16 protein-coding genes and 1 pseudogene are annotated in these 18,114 nt (G+C 66.0%); 11 read left to right on the top strand and 6 right to left on the bottom strand.

Features of this window, described 5'->3' with window-relative positions; genetic code table 11:
• Positions 1 to 92: 92 nt before the first annotated feature.
• The 3 genes and pseudogenes from J7I85_RS07790 to J7I85_RS07780 all read left to right on the top strand — a co-directional run.
• Positions 93 to 1,529 (top strand): annotated as a pseudogene (locus J7I85_RS07790) (flavin monoamine oxidase family protein); the annotation flags it as partial.
• Between the two features lie 54 nt (positions 1,530 to 1,583).
• Positions 1,584 to 3,098, top strand: a complete 1,515-nt coding sequence (locus tag J7I85_RS07785) for an APC family permease (RefSeq protein ID WP_214849209.1) — start codon at positions 1,584 to 1,586, stop codon at positions 3,096 to 3,098.
• Between the two features lie 89 nt (positions 3,099 to 3,187).
• On the top strand, positions 3,188 to 3,670 hold the full coding sequence (locus J7I85_RS07780; RefSeq protein ID WP_214849207.1) for a pyridoxamine 5'-phosphate oxidase family protein: 483 nt from the start codon (positions 3,188 to 3,190) through the stop codon (positions 3,668 to 3,670).
• Positions 3,671 to 3,724: 54 nt separating this feature from the next.
• Here the strand turns inward: J7I85_RS07780 and J7I85_RS07775 are convergent, their stop codons facing one another.
• Positions 3,725 to 5,053: an MFS transporter gene (locus tag J7I85_RS07775; protein WP_214849200.1), complete on the bottom strand. Its 1,329-nt coding sequence runs from the start codon at positions 5,051 to 5,053 to the stop codon at positions 3,725 to 3,727.
• Between the two features lie 224 nt (positions 5,054 to 5,277).
• Here J7I85_RS07775 and J7I85_RS07770 point away from each other — a divergent pair, with 224 nt between their 5' ends.
• The 4 genes from J7I85_RS07770 (at position 5,278) to J7I85_RS07755 (ending at position 10,286) form a co-directional block, all read left to right on the top strand.
• A complete protein-coding gene (locus tag J7I85_RS07770) occupies positions 5,278 to 6,000 on the top strand; it encodes a GntR family transcriptional regulator (RefSeq protein WP_214849198.1) in 723 nt (240 codons plus the stop codon).
• Between the two features lie 184 nt (positions 6,001 to 6,184).
• A complete protein-coding gene (locus tag J7I85_RS07765) occupies positions 6,185 to 7,531 on the top strand; it encodes an L-fuconate dehydratase (RefSeq protein ID WP_214849195.1) in 1,347 nt (448 codons plus the stop codon).
• Positions 7,528 to 9,063 carry an aldehyde dehydrogenase (NADP(+)) gene (locus tag J7I85_RS07760; RefSeq protein ID WP_214849192.1) on the top strand — a complete coding sequence of 512 codons (1,536 nt, stop codon included), beginning with the start codon at positions 7,528 to 7,530 and terminating at the stop codon, positions 9,061 to 9,063. The genes J7I85_RS07765 and J7I85_RS07760 overlap by 4 nt, the downstream gene beginning before the upstream one ends.
• A 35-nt stretch (positions 9,064 to 9,098) precedes the next feature.
• Positions 9,099 to 10,286, top strand: coding sequence for a fumarylacetoacetate hydrolase family protein (locus J7I85_RS07755; RefSeq protein ID WP_374102449.1), 1,188 nt, complete (start codon positions 9,099 to 9,101; stop codon positions 10,284 to 10,286).
• A gap of 113 nt (positions 10,287 to 10,399) precedes the next feature.
• On the opposite strand, the gene J7I85_RS07750 is transcribed toward J7I85_RS07755, so the two are convergent.
• The 5 genes from J7I85_RS07750 to J7I85_RS07730 all read right to left on the bottom strand — a co-directional run bounded on the left by J7I85_RS07750 (position 10,400) and on the right by J7I85_RS07730 (position 14,262).
• Positions 10,400 to 11,566 (bottom strand): cytochrome P450, encoded by a 1,167-nt coding sequence (locus tag J7I85_RS07750; protein WP_214849188.1) that lies wholly within the window; start codon positions 11,564 to 11,566, stop codon positions 10,400 to 10,402.
• A gap of 50 nt (positions 11,567 to 11,616) precedes the next feature.
• Positions 11,617 to 12,540: an AEC family transporter gene (locus J7I85_RS07745; RefSeq protein WP_214849177.1), complete on the bottom strand. Its 924-nt coding sequence runs from the start codon at positions 12,538 to 12,540 to the stop codon at positions 11,617 to 11,619.
• A 191-nt stretch (positions 12,541 to 12,731) separates the two neighbouring features.
• Positions 12,732 to 12,938 carry a hypothetical protein gene (locus tag J7I85_RS07740; protein ID WP_214849174.1) on the bottom strand — a complete coding sequence of 69 codons (207 nt, stop codon included), beginning with the start codon at positions 12,936 to 12,938 and terminating at the stop codon, positions 12,732 to 12,734.
• A 108-nt stretch (positions 12,939 to 13,046) separates the two neighbouring features.
• Positions 13,047 to 13,514, bottom strand: coding sequence for an SRPBCC family protein (locus J7I85_RS07735; RefSeq protein WP_214849171.1), 468 nt, complete (start codon positions 13,512 to 13,514; stop codon positions 13,047 to 13,049).
• A 106-nt stretch (positions 13,515 to 13,620) separates the two neighbouring features.
• A complete protein-coding gene (locus J7I85_RS07730) occupies positions 13,621 to 14,262 on the bottom strand; it encodes a hypothetical protein (RefSeq protein WP_308159422.1) in 642 nt (213 codons plus the stop codon).
• A 123-nt stretch (positions 14,263 to 14,385) separates the two neighbouring features.
• On the opposite strand from J7I85_RS07730, the gene J7I85_RS07725 reads away from it, so the two are divergent.
• The 4 genes from J7I85_RS07725 (at position 14,386) to J7I85_RS07710 (ending at position 18,112) form a co-directional block, all read left to right on the top strand.
• Positions 14,386 to 14,763 (top strand): VOC family protein, encoded by a 378-nt coding sequence (locus tag J7I85_RS07725; protein ID WP_214849168.1) that lies wholly within the window; start codon positions 14,386 to 14,388, stop codon positions 14,761 to 14,763.
• 6 nt (positions 14,764 to 14,769) lie between these two features.
• Positions 14,770 to 15,792 (top strand): PHP domain-containing protein, encoded by a 1,023-nt coding sequence (locus J7I85_RS07720; protein ID WP_214849162.1) that lies wholly within the window; start codon positions 14,770 to 14,772, stop codon positions 15,790 to 15,792.
• A 130-nt stretch (positions 15,793 to 15,922) separates the two neighbouring features.
• Complete coding sequence (locus J7I85_RS07715) at positions 15,923 to 17,305, top strand: MFS transporter (RefSeq protein ID WP_214849159.1); 1,383 nt, start codon at positions 15,923 to 15,925, stop codon at positions 17,303 to 17,305.
• 30 nt (positions 17,306 to 17,335) lie between these two features.
• Positions 17,336 to 18,112, top strand: coding sequence for an SDR family NAD(P)-dependent oxidoreductase (locus tag J7I85_RS07710; RefSeq protein ID WP_214849156.1), 777 nt, complete (start codon positions 17,336 to 17,338; stop codon positions 18,110 to 18,112).
• Positions 18,113 to 18,114 lie beyond the last annotated feature (2 nt).

Below are 18,114 nucleotides of genomic sequence, written 5' to 3'. Positions count from 1 at the left end.
ATCAGCCCCTTCCGCTCCCTCGCCAAAGGCTCTATAGTTCTTATAAATGAATGACATTCATTTAGTGGTTCGCATCACTTACGCGGCCACAGAGAAAGGACATCATGCTGAATCTTGACCGCGACGTAGTGATCGTAGGCGCTGGCCCCTCCGGCCTCACCGCCGCCCGTGAACTGAAAAAGGCGGGCCTGTCCGTCGCCGTGCTGGAAGCCCGTGACCGCGTGGGCGGCCGGACCTGGACCGACACCGTGGACGGGGCCATGCTCGAGATCGGCGGCCAGTGGGTATCTCCGGACCAGACCGCACTGCTGGCCCTGCTGGACGAACTCGGCCTGAAAACGTACTCCCGCTACCGGGAAGGGGAGTCCGTCTACATCGGGGCGGACGGCACGCCGGTCCGGTACACCGGCGACATGTTCCCGGTCAGCGCCACCACGGCTGCCGAGATGGACAAGCTCATCGCGCTGCTGGACGAGCTGGCTGCCCAGATCGGCCCCACGGAACCCTGGGCGCACCCCAAGGCGCGGGAGCTGGACACCATCTCCTTCCACCACTGGCTGCGCCAGAACTCCCCGGACGAGGAAGCCTGCAACAACATCGGGCTCTTCATCGCCGGCGGCATGCTCACCAAGCCGGCCCACGCGTTCTCCGCCCTGCAGGCCGTCCTGATGGCCGCCTCCGCCGGTTCCTTCACCCACCTCACGGATGAGGACTTCATCCTGGACAAGCGGGTTATCGGCGGGATGCAGCAGGTATCCCTGCTGCAGGCAGCGGAACTGGGGACCGACGTCGTTCTTTACAGCCCGGTGCGCACCATCCGTTGGGAGGCCGACGGCGGCAGCGGCCACCGCGTCACCGCCGTCTCTGACCGGGCCACGGTGAACGCGCGCTTCGTGATCATGGCGGTGCCGCCCAACCTCTACTCCCGCGTCTCCTTCAACCCTCCGCTGCCGCGCCGCCAGCACCAGATGCACCAGCACCAGTCCCTGGGCCTGGTCATCAAGGTGCACGCCGTCTACAGCGCGCCGTTCTGGCGCGAGGACGGGCTTTCCGGCACCGGGTTCGGCGCGGGCTCGCTGGTACAGGAGGTTTACGACAACACCAACCACGGCGACACCCGCGGAACGCTCGTGGGCTTCATCTCCGACGAGAAGGCCGACGCCGTCTTCGAACTGAGTGCCGACGAGCGCCGCCGCGCCGTCCTGGAGTCGATCGCCGGCTTCCTGGGGGACAAGGCCCTCGAGCCCGAGGTGTACTTTGAGTCCGACTGGGGCTCGGAGGAGTGGACGCGCGGCGCCTACGCAGCCAGCTACGACCTCGGCGGCCTGCACCGCTACGGCAAGGACCAGCACGCAGCCGTGGGCCCCATCTACTGGTGCTCCTCCGACCTCGCCGCCGAAGGCTACCAGCACGTGGACGGGGCGGTCCGCATGGGCCAGGCCACCGCAGCCCGAATCACACAGGCTGCACGGTCAGCCGAAGCGCACGGTGCACCTGAACTGGCCAACGCAACGGCCGCCGTCGGCTGACCCGGCACAGCGGTTCCCATCCCCATTCGACGATGAATGACAAGAGGCAATCACATGAGTACAGAAGCCGCCGTTAGCCAGGACACGCACAAAAGCCTGAGCGACAAGGGCCTCAAGGCCGGATCCGTCGGGCTGATCGGGGCCGTGGTGATCGGAGTGTCCTGCATCGCGCCGGCGTACACGCTCACCGCGGCCCTCGGCCCCACCGTGTCCGAGGTGGGCGTGCACCTGCCGGCGGTCTTCCTGGTGGGATTCGTCCCCATGCTGCTGGTGGCGCTGGGCTACCGGGAGCTGAACAACGCAATGCCCGACGCCGGAACCTCCTTCACGTGGGCAACGCGCGCCTTTGGCCCGTGGGTCGGCTGGATGGGAGGGTGGGGGCTGATCGCCGCCACCATCATTGTGCTGTCCAACCTGGCGGCGGTCGCCGTTGACTTCTTCTACCTGATGCTCGCCCAACTGCTCGGTAACCCCGGGATCGCTGAGCTGACCACGAACCTGCCGCTGAACATCGCCACCACCTTGGTGTTCATCGCGGCGGCGTGCTGGATCTCCTACCGCGGCATGGAAACCACCAAGGGCGTCCAGTACGTCCTGGTGGGGTTCCAGCTGCTGGTGCTGGGGTGGTTCGCCGTCTCCGCGCTCGTGCACGTGGCCAACGGAACCGCCTTCGACGCCACGGCCATCTCGCCGGACTGGTTCAACCCCTTCGCCGTGGACTCCTTCTCAGCCTTCGCGGCCGGGGTGTCACTGTCGATCTTCATCTACTGGGGCTGGGATGTGACCCTGACCATGAACGAGGAGACGCGGAACCCGGAGAAGACCCCCGGGCGGGCGGCGACCGTGACCGTCGTCGTCATCGTGGCCATCTACATGACGGCCGCGCTGGCCACCCTGTCCTTCGCGGGCGTGGGTGAGGCCGGCCTGGGCACCGGCAACCCGGACAACCAGTCCAGCATCTTTGCGGTCCTGTCCGGGCCGGTCATGGGGCCGTTCGCCATCCTGATGTCCCTAGCCATCCTGAGCAGTTCCGCGGCGTCGCTGCAGTCAACGTTCGTCTCCCCGGCCCGGACGCTGCTGGCCATGGGCCACTACAAAGCCCTGCCCGGGAAGTTCGGCAAGGTCAGCCCCACCTTCAAATCACCGAGCTACGCCACGATTGCGGCGGCTGTTGCCGCGGCGGCGTTCTACGTCATCACCCGGACCACGTCCGAGAATGCGCTGTGGGACACCATCACGGCGCTGGGCATGATGATCTGCTTCTACTACGGGATCACGGCGCTCGCGTGTGTCTGGTTCTTCCGTGCGATGGCGTTCAGCAGCGCCCGGGCTTTCCTCTTCAAGTTCCTGGCTCCGCTGCTGGGCGGCGTGATCCTGCTGGTGATGTTCGTCAAGACGGCGTACGACTCCATGGACCCGGAGTACGGTTCCGGCTCGTCGGTGGGCGGCGTGGGCATGGTGTTCATCCTGGGTATGGGCGTCATCCTGCTCGGCGTGGTCGCGATGCTGGTGATGGCCCGGATCCGGCCCGAGTTCTTCAAGGGCAAGGTGCTGGCGCGGGGGCTCTGACTAGAAACTAAGCACACTTACCAATAGGGTGGCTGGTAGGGCATTGACCCGGTCTAAGAGAACGAACTCGAGCAGAACGAGGTGACAGCATGACGGGCACGGAAAGCATAAGCAAGGTCACGGACATCATCAACGATTCCCACATCGGAATGTTCACCACCATCAATGAAGAAGGCGCCCTGGTCAGCCGGCCGCTGGCCGTCCAGAACGTGAAGGACGACGGCGACATGTGGTTCTTCACCGGGGAGGGAACCTCCCAGGTGGCCCACGTGACTGCCGATGCCAGGATTAACGTGTCCTTCGGCAAGCGGACCGAGTGGGTCTCGGTTGCCGGGACCGCCGAAGTGGTGCGCGACCGGGCCAAGATCCGCGAACTGTGGAACCAGTCCGTCGAGGCCTGGTTCCCGGACGGGCCGGACACCCCTGAGGTGGTCCTGCTGCGCGTGGACTCCGACTCCGCTGAGTACTGGACCAGCCCCGGCGGCACCGCGGCGACGGTCCTGCAGTGGGTCAAGTCGAAAGTCACCCACAGCCGCATGAGCGTGGGCGAGAGCGGCACCGTGGAGCTGTAACTCCCGCTACCAACAGCAACGCGGGGTCACTTCAATGACCCCGCGTTGCTGTTTTTAGGCCTCTTTGACCTTTAGGGGTTCAATTTTCCCCATGATGAACAGGTAGTTGGCAGCGCCTACCAGCGATACCGCGCCGATCACCGCGAGCGGCGCGACGAACGACCCCGTCTGGTCCACCAGCACGCCGATCAGGATCGGGGTGAAAATGCCCGCCAGGTTGGAAGCGAAGTTCTGCAGGCCGCCGATGGAACCCACGTGGCGGGAGCTGGGTGCTACGTCGGCTGGCAGCGACCAGATGCCGGTGGCGGCAACCGTGAGGCTCGAGTAGGCCACGGACAACAGTGCGAGGGCCATCCAGGCTTCGGGAACCAGCGCGGCGAACATGATGACGGAACCGCCTGCCAGGCCGCCGGCAATGGCGGTCTTGCGGACCTTGGTGACAGACATGCCGTTCCGGACGGCGCGGTCAGCCAGGTACCCGCCGAGCCAGCCGAAAAGGACCGCGCAGATACCGGGAATCGCGCCGAACATGCCGAGCTTGAGGAGGTCGAAGCCGCGTTCCTTGACGAGGTAGCTCGGGAAGAAGGTGATGAAGAAGTAGATGGCGCTGTTCAGGCAGAAGAAACCGAACATCATGCTGAGGATGGTGCGGTATTTGAAGAGTGAACGCCACGGCAGCTTCGCTGCGTTCGCATCGTCACTCCCCTCACCGCGGGCACCGCCTTCTTCAATGTAGGTCACCTCGGCCGCGTTCGCGCCGGCGTGCTCCTGGGGACTGCGGTACACCTTCCACCAGACGGCGGCCCAGATGATGCCGGCGACGCCGATGATGATGAACACCGCGTGCCAGGACGTCAGGGCAACGATGAGGGTGACAATTGGCAGCGCGATCACCGCACCCACACGGGAACCCGAATCCCAGATGCTCGTGGCGAACGCCCTTTCCCGGACCGGGAACCAGGTGGCCACCACCTTGGCGGCCGTGCTCGGGGCCGGGCTTTCGCCCACACCCAGCAGGAACCGGGCGGCGAACAGGGACCAAAAGCTGGAGGCAGCGGCGGTGACCATGGTGAAGACGGACCACCAGAGTGCAGCCAGGGTGAATGACCGGCGCGGGCCCACCTTGTCCACGTACCAGCCGGCTGCGAGCTGGCAGAAGTCGTAGGCCCAGAAGAAGGCAGCGAAAATCAGGCCCTGCTGGGTGGCGGTCAATTCAAAATCCTTGCCCATGAACGGCAGGGCGACACTGAGGCTCGAGCGGTCGAGGTAGTTGATGCTGAGGCCGATAAAGGCGAGCCAGATGATCACCCAGCGCTTTCGGGTCATCAGGCGGGGTGGCGTGGCGGATGATGTGGCGGCGGTCTTGCTTCCGAGCGCAGTCATGCGGTCTCCTTCGACGTGAACATGGCTTCGGGTGCTGTGGGCACCGGCGGGAGGGGAGACGCCGAGGAGATCGGCGCCAAAATCATATAGGAATCTGGTTAATCATATAGATGATGTGGCGCGGATCAAGAGGGAGCCCAAAAAAGTTTGCCCCGAGGTGTCGGAGCGCGTGGCTTATGATTCCCCCAGTGACTCCAGTCAGACCAGAATCATGAGGTAACCGCGTGCCACCACGTCAATCGTCCGATACTTCCCGCGGAAAGGCTGCTGTCAGCGACGTCTACGCGTCCATGCGTGCGGCCATTCTCGAGGGTGAGATGGCCCCTGGTGCGCGAATCAACATCGACGCGGTCTCGCGCAGCCTCGGTGTTTCCCAAACGCCAGTGCGCGAGGTGCTCCAGCGTTTGGAAGGCGACAACCTGGTGGTCTACAGCCCCGGTCGGGGATACAGCACCACGCCGCTGCTGGATCTGGTCGAGCTGCGCTCGCTGTTCGAGTTCCGGTTGCTCGTGGAGCCCTGGGCTGCCAGGGCGGCCGCCGTCGACCGGCTGGCCAACCCTGCGGCCGCCCTGGAGAAGGAGCTGACCGGCTTCAGGAAGACCATGAAGGTCACGAAGGACCTCCGCCAGGACCTCGTGGCGCACGACACGCGCTTTCATGACACCATCCTGGCCGCCTCGGGGAATTCCGTGGTCCGGCACGCCTTTGGGCAGACCCACTGCCACCTCCATACCTTCCGGCTTTACCCGGCGGACGTGGATGGCGCCATCACGGTGGCGGAGCATTCCGCCGTCACGGATGCGATCGAGGCCTGTGATCCGGAGGGGGCGGAGGCGGCCATGACCCGGCACATCCGCAACTCCTTCGACAGGTTCGCCCAGGCCTTCGAGGGCGAGCTGGCCCCGCTGGAGGAGGTTGGCCCGCCCCGAAAGCGGATCATCAAATAGGCGGACCGCCACAGGTGCGCGCGGGAGGGCCCTGGCCATTGTGGCTGGGGCTTTTTCGTGCCCGAATTGCGGGTGTCAGGATTTCCGAGGCGCAGTGGGGGTTGATCTGGATCACCATTCCTATATGATTATCAAAATTCATATAGGAATCGATCCCCGTCCCTCAGACCTGAAAGAAGCGCCCATGCCTTCCATCACCTCCGTCAGCACGCAGGACGTCCGGTTCCCCACGTCCCTGGAGCTTGACGGCTCCGACGCGGTCAATGTTGACCCCGATTACTCTGCCGCATACGTCGTCATCCGCACCGACGGGGGCGACGAAGGCCACGGCTTCGTCTTCAGCTGCGGCCGCGGCAACGAGATCCTCACCGCCGCCATCGACGCCTACGCCCGCCTCCTCGTCGGCCGGGACATCGACGAACTGATCTACGACTTGGGCGGCGCATCGAAGCGCCTGATCCACGACTCCCAGCTGCGCTGGCTGGGACCCGAGAAGGGCGTGACGCAGATGGCATGCGGTGCCCTGGTCAGTGCCCTGTGGGACATCCGGGCCCGCCGCGAGAACAAGCCGCTGTGGCTCCTGCTCAGCGAAATGAGCCCGGAAGAGCTGGTGAGCGTCGTCGACTTCACCCACATCCGCGACGCCCTCAGCCCCGAGGAAGCGCTGGAGATCCTGCGAACCGGACAGGAGGGCAAGGCCGCCCGGATCGCCGCACTCAAGGCGGACGGGTTCCCGGCCTACACCACCTCGCCCGGCTGGCTCGGCTACAGCGACGAGAAGCTGGTGCGGCTGAGCAAGGAGGCCGCCGCCGATGGCTTCTCCATGATCAAGCTCAAAGTGGGCGGCGACATCAACGATGACCGCCGTCGAATGGCCCTTGCCCGCGAGGCAGTCGGCGACCTGCCGATCGCGATTGATGCCAACCAGCGCTGGGAGGTTTCCGAGGCGATCGACTGGGTCAATGAGCTTGCCGAATTCAACCCCTACTGGATCGAGGAGCCCACCAGCACGGATGACATCCTGGGCCACGCCGACATCAGGAAGGGCGTCGCGCCGGTCCGGGTGGCCACGGGTGAGGCCGTGGCCAGCCGCATTGTGTTCAAGCAGCTGCTGCAGGCCGGCGCCATCGACGTCCTGCAGCTCGATTCCACCCGTGTGGGTGGTGTCAACGAGAACATCGCCAATCTCCTGCTTGCGGCCAAGTTCGGCGTCCCCGTCTGCCCGCACGCGGGCGGCGTGGGCCTGTGCGAGCTGGTCCAGCATTTCTCCTTCTTTGACTACGCCGTGGTCAGCGGCAGCCAGGAAGGCCGCATGATCGAGTACGTCGACCACCTGCACGAGCACTTCGCAGAGCCGGTCCGGATCGTCGACGGGCGCTACGCCGCACCGGTCCTTCCCGGGACCGGTGCCGAGATGTTGACTGCCTCCCGCGCCCGCTGGGAATTCCCTGCAGGCTCCGGCTGGCAGGAAGTGGGCAGCCGCGCCGCCGTCACGGGCGCAACCCTCGCTCCCGCAGGGGCTGCCCGATGATCGGCGCCAGCGCTGCGGCCGACACCGCTGACCGGACCACCGACGTCGAGGAGCTGGATACGGCCGTTGAAGCGGCGCAGTCCGCCTTCGAGAAGGGCCGGACCGCAGGCCCGGCCACCCGTGCCGCCTGGCTGGGGGCCGTGGCCGCCGGCCTGGAGCAGGATGCTGAAACGCTGGTGGGGATCGCGGTCCGGGAAACGCATCTCGGCGTTCCCCGGCTGGAGGGCGAGCTCAAGCGCACGGTCTTCCAGCTCCGGCTCTTCGCTGCCGAGATCCTCCAGGGCGAGCACTTCGACGCCACGATCGACCACGCCGACCCGCACTGGGGCATGGGTCCCCGCCCGGACCTGCGCCGGTACAACGTTCCGCTCGGCGTCGTGGGCGTCTTCGGCGCGTCCAACTTCCCCTTCGCATTCAGCGTCATGGGCGGGGACAGTGCCTCGGCGCTCGCTGCTGGCTGCGCGGTCGTGCACAAGGCGCATGACGGACACCGCGAGCTTGCGGTCCGGACCGCCGAAACGGTGACCTCCGCGCTGGAAGCTGCCGGGGCGCCGTCGGGCCTGTTCTCCCTGGTTTCCGGACGGCGTGCCGCCGAGGCACTGGTGGACCATCCGCTGGTGAAGGCCATCGGCTTCACGGGCTCGACGGCGGGTGGCCGGGCGCTGCTGGACCGCGCCGCCGCGCGGCCGGAGCCCATCCCGTTCTTTGGAGAGCTGGGCGGTATCAACGCCGTTTTCGTCATGCCCAACGCCTGGGCTGCCCGCCGCGAGGAGATCCTCACGGGCTATGCGGGCTCCTTCACGCTGGGGATGGGCCAGTTCTGCACCAAGCCGGGGCTGCTGTTCGTTCCCGCCGCCGGGTCTGCCGCAGAGGCCGGGGAGCTCGGCCATGTCCTCGCCGGCGCGCTTGCGGATTTCGGGCCGGCGCAGCTGCTGAGCGAACGGCTGCACGGCGGTTACAGTGAAGCGGTCCGGCGGCTCAACGCCAGTCCCGGAGTGGACGTGCTTCTCGAGGGTGACTTCTCGGCAGCGCCGGCACCCACCGTCCTGCGCAGCACGGCCGACGCGGTGCGCAACGACCCCGGCATCCTGCGGCAGGAAATGTTCGGCCCGGCCAGCCTGGTGGTCGAATATGGGGACGCCGCTGAGCTGGCGGACCTTGCCGGTCTGCTGGAGGGCCAGCTCACCACCACCCTGCAGGCCGAAGAGGACGACGACGTTGCCGGGCTCGCTGCCCGGCTCACCGACATCAGTGGCCGGGTGCTGTGGAACGGCTGGCCCACTGGAGTCACCGTCAGTTACGCCCAGAACCACGGAGGCCCGTATCCGGCCACGACGTCGGCCACCACCTCGGTGGGGACCGCCGCCATCCGGCGCTTCCTGCGGCCGGTGGCCTACCAATCGTTCCCCGCTGCCCGCCTGCCGGAGCCGCTGCGGGACAACAACCCGTGGAACGTGCCGCAGCGTGTGGACGGTGTTTGGCGCCGGCCGTCCGATGCCGGTGTTGATGCCATGATCGGGGGCCAGCCGTGACCGTTTCGCCATTGTCAGTGAGTTCTGTCCCTACGGTGAGTTCTGTCCTTCCTGATGACGCCGGCCAGGCGCTGCTGATTGGCCGAATCTGGGATCCTGCCACCGGCGGTCCCCGCGTTGTGGCACTGAGTGGGGACTCCGCCATCGACCTGACGCGTCTCGCAGGCACCGTCTCCGAACTGCTCGAACTGCCTGATCCAGCCGCCGCAGTCCGTGCGGCCCTCCTTGATCCTGCGCTGGCGGAGCAGCGGTGGGCGACGGCCGACGTTGTCGCCGCCTCGCTGGCGGGCGACACTGCCCACCCGCACCTGCTCGCCCCCGTTGACCTGCAGGTCATCAAGGCCTGCGGCGTGACGTTCGTGGACAGCATGATCGAACGCGTGATCGAGGAAAGGTGCGCCGGCGACGCCGGCAGGGCGGCCGAGATGCGCGAGCTTGTGGGGAAGGCACTCGGCGGAAGCGTCGCAGCGGTCCGGCCCGGGTCCCCGGAGGCGGCCGAGGCCAAACGGGTCCTGATTGCCGAGGGTCTCTGGTCGCAGTACCTCGAGGTGGGCATCGGGCCGGACCCGGAGGTGTTCACCAAGGCCCCGGTGCTGTCCTCGGTTGGCCTGGGGGCCGGCATCGGGATTCCGTCGTTCTCCTCCTGGAACAACCCGGAACCTGAGCTGGTGCTGATCGTCACCTCCCGCGGCGACGTTGTGGGAGCCACACTCGGCAACGACGTCAACCTGCGCGACGTCGAGGGCCGCAGCGCCCTGCTGCTTGGCAAGGCCAAGGACAACAACGCATCCAGCGCCCTGGGGCCGCTGATCAGGCTCTTCGACGGAGGCTTCACGCTCGATACGCTCCGCGAAGAGGAGATCCTGCTGCGCGTCGAGGGCCCGGACGGCTACATGCTCGAGGGGCGGAACACGCTGGCCAGGATCAGCAGGCCCTTCGAGGAGCTCGTGACGGCCACCCGCGGCAGGCACCACCAGTACCCGGACGGCTTCGCCCTGTTCACCGGGACCTTGTTCGCGCCGACCCAGGACCGCGACGAGCCAGGGCAGGGGTTCACGCACAAACACGGGGATGTTGTGACCATCCGAAGCCGCCACCTCGGCGCCCTCATCAACCGTGTGGGCGCGGCGGAGGAACTCCCGGAGTGGACCTTCGGCCTGCGGCAGCTGTTTGGCTACCTCGAGCAGCAGAGGCAGACGGAGCGAGCATCAATCGGCGGCTGATTCCCCGTTGGTGTTTCCCGGCCCCGCTTAACCTCGTGCGTCAGATGCAGGAGTAGTCGTAGTCGAAGCCGCCGGAGACGAAGAAACCAGCATCCGTTCCAATCCCGGCCGGGTCAAGGGGTTGTCCAGCTGACGGGCAGCTCCTTAGCTCCGTAAACGATCGTGCTGTCCATCCGTTCGAGGTGCGATCCCGGAGTGAGGACAAGTCCGGGAAGCCGGTCCAGAACGGCCCGCAGCGCAATCCTGGCCTCAAGCCTGGCAAGCGGGGCACCGAGGCAGAAGTGAATGCCGTGGCCGAAGGCGAGATGCCGGCTCGGTCCCCGGTCAATGTCGAACTGGCCAGGATCACGGAACTGCCGCTCATCGCGGTTGGCCGATCCGATCCACGCCACCAGCGGGGCGCCGGCCGGGACCTGGACGTCGCCCAACGTGGTGTCAGCAGCTGTCACCCGGTACATCGACTGGACTGGAGAGCGGTAGCGCAGCACTTCTTCTATGGCCTGGGGGAGCAGGGATGGCTCGGCGCGGAGCCGTTCCAATGTTCCCGGCACTTCGGTGAAACAAAGGACCGCGTTGCCAATGAGGTTGGTGGTTGTTTCGTTTCCGGCGACGAGAAGCAAACTGCAGAAGCCCAGCAGCTCGGCCACGCTCAGCTTCTGCCCGTCGATCTCGGCCACGAGCAGGTTGCTGATCAGATCACTTCCGGGCTGGCGTCTGCGGCGTTCGATGAGGGCCAGGAAGTACTCGGTCATTTCCCGGTTGGTGGAGCTGTGGTCGGCAGTCTGCGCTCCGGTCTGCGTCTGGCTGACGATCACATCGGACCAGTGCTTGAACCGGTCGCGGTCCTCCGCAGGGACTCCCATCAGCTCCGCGATCACGATGACCGGCAGCGGGTAGGCCAACTCGCCGATGAGGTCTGCCGAACCCTGGGAAGCAATCCCGTCCAGCAGCTCCTTCGTCAGGGTCGAGATGCGCGGCGCTAGGGCGTCCACTGCCTTCGGGGTGAACGCCTGGGTCACCAGGGAGCGCAACTGCCGGTGCCGCGGCGGATCAGCGCTGATCAGGCTCGCCGCGAACAGCTGGCCCGTCTCAGACGGATCGTCGCCTCCCATCCTTGACGAGAACGTCCCGTGTTCTGACAGAACCCTCTGGACGTCGTCGTACCTGTAGACATGCCAGCTTCCGGATTGCTCGTCGTGGAAGACGGGAGCGGATTCCCGCATCCGTTCGTACTGCGGGAAGGGATCCAGCGAAGGCCCATCACTGTTCATGAAGTCCATGGCCGAGTTTATTCCGGGAAGGCGTCCGCCGTCAGTAGTGCGGACAGGGCTCAACCAAACAGCCAGGCAGCCCCCAGCAGCAGTGGGACTGCCAAGGCCGATGTAATCACCGCGGTGGATTGCGCGAGATTCTGGCCCACGCCGTACCGGACGGCATATAGGACCACGTTTTGGCCGGTGGGAAGGATCGCGCAGGACGTGACAACGAAGGTGCTGAAGGTATCGAGGTGGACCACAAAAACGGCCAGCAGCCAGGCGAGGGCCGGCTGGACGGCCGACTTGAGAATGACGGCGAACAGGGTGGGGACGCGGTCAACTGTGCCTTGGCGCGGTGAGAGGCCGTGGAGCGACATGCCGAAGATGATCAGCATCAGCGGAACCGTCAGCTGGGCCACCAGCTTCAGAGGATCCAGCACCAGGGCAGGAAGTTCAATCCCGGCCGCGCTGACGATGACGCCGAGGATGGCTGCCACCGTGACAGGGTTGCGCAGGGGAGTGGACAGGATGCTCCAAACGGATGTCCTTTTCCCCTCAGGATCGGTCAGGTCCAGGATGGTCAGTGCTACCGGGGTCACGAGTGCCAACTGAAACAGCATGATCGGGGTGACGAACGTGGCACTGCCAAGAATGTACAGGGACAGCGGAACGCCGAGGTTTGTGGAATTGACGATTCCGGTCGCCAGCGCGCCGACTGTGGTGCGCCGGACGCCCCACCTCGCGATCGCCCCGCTGAGCGCGAACAGCGCCATGCAGCAAAGTGCCGTAACGACGGAGATGAGGCCTGTCTGGCTGAGCACTTCGGAGATGTGCCGGGAAGCGATCGTGGAGAACATCAGGCTTGGCAGCCCCACCATGAAGGTCAGGGTGGACAGCACCTTCGTCCCGTGCGGCCCAAGGGCGTTTGTCCTGGCCAAAATGTAGCCGACGAACAGGACCATGCCCACCACAAAGAATCCCTTTAAGACTCCGTCCAAGCCGCTATCCTCAATCTGTTTTCGCCGTTCCGACGCCGGGCGGAAACCGACTGTTCGGCACGCTGTCTAAGACTATATTTCTTGCGGCCGGTCGCCTGACCAGCGTGCGTTATCGGGCCTGCCAGAAAAGACGGGCCTCGCCTAAGCGGGAACCCGTCTTCTCTTTTGCGGTCAGGACAGATGCCGCCCAGCTACAGCCCGAGGCCCCCAAGCTTGTCGCCCAACCCGCCGGGAAGCTTGCCCAGCAGGTCCGCAGGATTGATGCCGAACTTGGAGAGCAACCCGGCGTGCTGGTCGGTGTCCACCTGGTCCGGCAGCTCATTTTCGGCCTGTGCGGCCTTGTCGTTGTCGCCTCGGGACCTCAGGAATTCGAGGATCTGGGACTTGTCGATCTGCATGGTGTCTCCTTTGCGATTTCCGGCACTGCTAAGGGTGCTTACTACCTTTCCGGAAAAAGGCCCTTCGAACAAGTGCCGGGCAAGAACCCGTGACCGGGGAACCGCAGACTAAGCCTGCCTGTTCCCGACGACGGAAGCCAGCGATGCCAGGCCTTTCTCGAAGTCGCCGCCCACCATCTTGTCCATATTCATGAACAGCGCAAAAACCTTGCCGATGCCTTTGTGCTCGCCGACCATGGTCCAGGTGACGCGGGTGCCTCCACCCTCCGGAACGAAAGTAAAGGCCGTGGGGTTGACTGCGGCGAAAGGCTTAGTGAACTCGAGCCGGATCCGAACGACGTCAGCATCCTTCGATTCGACGATCTCCATGGTGCCGGCACCTGCCTTGCGGTTGCCGCTCCAGGCATACTTGGCGCCGACGCCGGATTCCGCGCCGGAGTAGGTCCTCTTCATGTCCGGGTCCACGGACTCCCAGGGCGACCACTTGGGCCACTCGCGAAAGCTGTTGACCAGCGGAAACACGTCCTTGGCCGGGGCGGGGATGACAGTGCTGCGCGCGACTGAGTACGTTGACATGGCCCCATCCTACGGCTGGCTCCTCCGGACGGCCCGTTGCAACCCGAGGGATGCAGCGGCGCAGGCGGCCTGGGAAAATAGTCCGATTCGGCTGTGTGACGCGGCTTCACCGCCGCTTTGCTGTGCCTGTGAACCATGCAGGCTGTGAGATCGGGGCTGGCCGCAGGCTCGCCGGGACTCCCGCGGCGGTTTCGGCGCGGTCCAGCGCATGGCCGAGGCGATCCACGGCATGCGGATAGCCGGAATCCCAGGCAGTTTTCAGCTTCTCCGCCTCCCGCAGGGCCTTCACAAATGCAGCGGTCTCAGGCCGACCGACGTCCGCAAGGTCCGGATAGCTGATGGCGAGTGCGGGGTCGAGTTCGTAGCGCGCCCAGCGTCCCAGGATCTCTTCATGCACGACGGCGGCCGCCTGGCACAACGGACCGTCCACCCGCCGGCGCCGCCGGGTTTCGTACCAGGTGAGCACCGCAGGGCTGCTGCGGTAGGCGGCCATGCCGCTCACCCCCGCCACGGCGGCCAGCGCCAGGCCGGCCAGCGGGGAGGCCACCGCGGGAATGAGCAGGGCCGGTGTGATCACCACCGCTCCGCCGAAAAGGTCCCAGAACAGCAGGTCTGAACTGTCGCCGTCGGACGTCTTTGAGTGGTGGCGCACGACGATAACCGTGCAGGCGACGGCGGCCGCCAGTAGTGCGCTCCAGAGGACCAGTTGCAGCAGCCCCAACGGGGCGGCTTCGGAAACTGCGGGCACCACTGCACCTCCCAAGGACGGGCGCTGCCCGGCGATTCGGGCCGCACTTAAATTGCAGCCCCTATCGCGGCGCTGGTCAACGGCTGGTTTGCAGCGGCGGCCCTGCGGCGTAGCGTAGGCGCCATGCGACTCAAAATGTGCAGCATCCACGTCCAGGACCCTGCCGCGGCGCACTCCTTTTACACGGAGACCCTCGGCTTCGACACGCTCATGGCCATGCCCGAGCACAACCTCTTCATCGTCAAGGACCCAGGAGCGGCCTCCGGTGCCGGCCTGCTGCTGGAGCCCAGCGACAACCCCATTGCCTCGGCCTACCGCAATGGACTGTACGACGCCGGGATCCCCGCCATCGTCTTTGGCTCACCGGACGTCCAAGCCGAGTACGAGCGACTGTCCGCCGCCGGCGTCCAGTTCCGGGGCGAGCCTGCCGAGGACCCTTCCGGGATCTCCGCGGTGTTCGACGACGGCTGCGGCAATTACATCCAGCTGCACCAGGACTAGTACTGAATGGACGCCGCTGACGCCCTCAACGAGATCGCCTTCTGGCTCGAGCGCTCCGCCGCGCCGACGTTCAAGGTCCAGGCCTTCCGGAAGGCGGCCGGCGTCATCAGCGCCCTGACGCCGGACGAGGTGGCGGAGAGGGCCCGCGACGGCAGGCTGAAGCGGACGAAGGGGATCGGGGACACCACCTTCAACGTCATTCGCCAGGCTGTGGACGGCGATGTGCCCGACTATCTGGAAAAGCTGCGGCAGGGCGGCGCCAAGCCACTCGCGGCCGGGGGAGATGGGCTCCGCGCGCAGCTCCGCGGCGACCTGCACAGCCACAGTGACTGGTCCGATGGCGGTTCTCCGCCGGAGCTGATGGCCGCCGCCGCCCGGCACCTGGGCCGGGAATACCTGGCCCTGACAGACCACTCGCCGAACCTCAAGATCGCGAACGGGCTGACTGCCGAGCGGCTCAGCGAGCAGCTGGACGTGGTGGCCGGGCTGAACGGCGACGCCGACGGCGGCTTCCGGCTGCTGTCCGGCATCGAGGTGGACATCCTGGAAAACGGCGAGCTGGACCAGACGCCGGAGATGCTGGACCGGCTGGACGTGGTGGTGGCCAGCGTGCACTCCAAGCTCCGCTCGGACCGGCGCACCATGACGGAGCGGATGCTCGGTGGCATCCGCGATCCGCACACCAACGTGCTGGGCCACTGCACCGGCCGCCTGCTGCAGGGGTCCCGCGGGACGCGGCCCGAGTCCGAATTCGATGCCGAGCGGGTCTTTGCGGCCTGCGCGGAAGCCAATGTCGCCGTCGAAATCAACTCCCGGCCGGAACGGCAGGACCCGCCGGACAGGCTGATGCAGCTGGCACTCAAGGCCGGCTGCCTGTTCAGCATCGACAGCGACGCCCACGCACCAGGGCAGCTCGACTTCCTGCAGTACGGCGCCGAGCGGGCCGAACACAACGGGATTCCGGTTGAACGCATCATCACCACGTGGCCGCTGGACCGGCTGCTGGAGTGGCTGAGCAGCAGGAGTTAGCAGCGGTCATTAGAGGGGGTGCGCTCGCTCAAGAAATTAGTAAGCATAATGACTATCCGTGGACGGAGTGGTAAACCTTAATTGTTCCGTCGAGGAACCGGCGGACCCGTCTCTTCCTGCGAGGTGCACCATGACCGCTATGAATCCGGCCAACCGTCTGGACGAACTGGGCCAACGGACCCTTCGAAAAGTGCGCGGCCGCATCATGCCGCTCATTGTGCTGCTTTACTTCGTTGCGTACCTGGACCGGAACAACGTGGGCTTCGCCAAGCTGACCATGAGTGAGGATATAGGTCTCAGCGCGGCAGCGTACGGCCTCGGGGCGGGCATGTTCTTCATTGGTTACGCGTTGCTGGAGATCCCCAGCAACGCCGGCATGTACAAGTTTGGTGCCCGCAAATGGATCGCGCGCATCCTGATCTCCTGGGGCATCTTCGCCACGGCGATGGCACTCGTGAACGGGGAAACCACCTTCTACATCATCCGCTTCCTGCTGGGCGCGGCCGAGGCCGGCTTCTTCCCGGCAATCCTCTTCTACCTCACTCTGTGGTTCCCGGCTCGCCAGCGTGTCCTGGTGCTGGGCATCTTCATCCTGGCCCAGCCCGTCTCCAACGCCCTCGGCGCCCCGGTGTCCGGCCTCCTGCTCCAGATGGAAGGCATCGCCGGCCTGCATGGGTGGCAGTGGCTGTACATCATCGAAGGCATCCCGGCCATCCTGCTCGGCCTGCTCACCCCCGTCCTCATAACGGACCGGCCAAGCCACGCGCACTGGCTCGCTGCCGATGAGCGGGAGTGGCTCACCCGGACCATGGATGAGGAACTCGCGCACAAGCAAAAGGGCCAGCCACACCACTTCCTGGCGGGCCTGAAGGATTCGCGCACCATTGCCTACTCGGCGCTGTACTTCGGCCTGGTCTGCGGAATCTACGGCCTTGGCCTGTGGATGCCCACCATCGTCGCCGCCCTCGGCAAGTTCAGCACTACCGAGGTGGGCTTTATCGTCGCCATCCCCTACACGATTGCGGCCGTGTTCGTTTACTTCTGGGGCCGGCGGTCCGACCGCACCGGCAACCGCGTGCTGCACGCCAGCATCAGCATGGTGATGGCCGCCGTCGGCTTGGTGGCTGCCGGCAGCCTGGTGCAGGTCAACGCCATCCTGGCCCTGATCGCCCTGACCCTCGCGGCCATGGGCATCTACTCCGCCATCGCCCCGTTCCTGGCCATGCCGTCCACCGCCCTGGTGGGAGCGGCGGCAGCGGCCGGCCTCGCCATGGTCAATTCGCTCGGTAACCTGGGCGGCTTCGTGGCTCCGTACATCGTGGGCCTGCTCAATGACGCCACCGGCGACAACCGTTCCGGCCTGATGTTCCTGGCCGCCTGCCTCGCCGTCACCGCCGTCGCCACCTTCCTGTACGCCCGCAAACGCCCCGAAGGGCACGTGAAGCCGGGCACCCACGCTGCTGTCGGTGAAGAAGCAGTCGCCGCCGACGAGTTCGACGACACCAAGTACTGACACTGCAGCAAACGACGAGGGGACCCAGACATGACGCACCACGACACGTTCCCGGCCGAACGCACCGCGGTGCTGACCGGGGCCGCCTCAGCCCGGGGCATTGGCCGCGCGACGGCGGAAATGCTCGCCAGCCAGGGCTGGTCTGTGGCCATCCTCGATATCGACGGCGACGCTGCACGGCGCGCAGCGGAGGACATCTCCTCGGTGTACGGTGTGGCGGCCAGGGGCGTGGGCGCCGACGTCTCCGACCCGGCCACCGTGAACGCCGCCGTCGACGAGGTGGAGGCCAATATGCCGCCCATCGTGGCGCTGGCGAACCTCGCCGGCATCAGCTCACCCACCGAGTTTATGGACGAGACGCTCGAGGCCTGGGAGCGGGTCTTCCGGATCAACATGACCGGCACGTTCCTGGTCACGCAGCGCGTGCTCCGCGGCATGATCGAACGCAGGCTCGGCCGCGTGGTTAGCGTGTCCTCCATCTCCGCCCAGCGCGGCGGCGGCACCTATTCCAAGGTGGCGTACAGCTCGTCGAAGGCAGCCATCATCGGGTTCACCCGGGCGCTCGCACGGGAGATGGGCCAGCACAACATCACCGTCAACTGCATCGCCCCGGGCCCCGTGGACACCGACATCATGGGCGGCACCCTGACCGACGAACGCAAGGCCGACATGTCCCGGGACATCCTTGTGGGCCGGGTGGGCACGGTCCGCGACATCGCCGCCCTCATGGCGTTCCTGATGGGGGAGGACGCCGGCTACATCACCGCCGCGACCTACGACATCAACGGCGGCCTGCAGATTTCCTAGTG

The sequence above is a fragment of the Arthrobacter sp. ISL-65 genome (assembly GCF_018613795.1).
Classification (GTDB): Bacteria; Actinomycetota; Actinomycetes; order Actinomycetales; family Micrococcaceae; genus Arthrobacter.
This window is presented reverse-complemented; position numbering and strand designations above follow the sequence as displayed.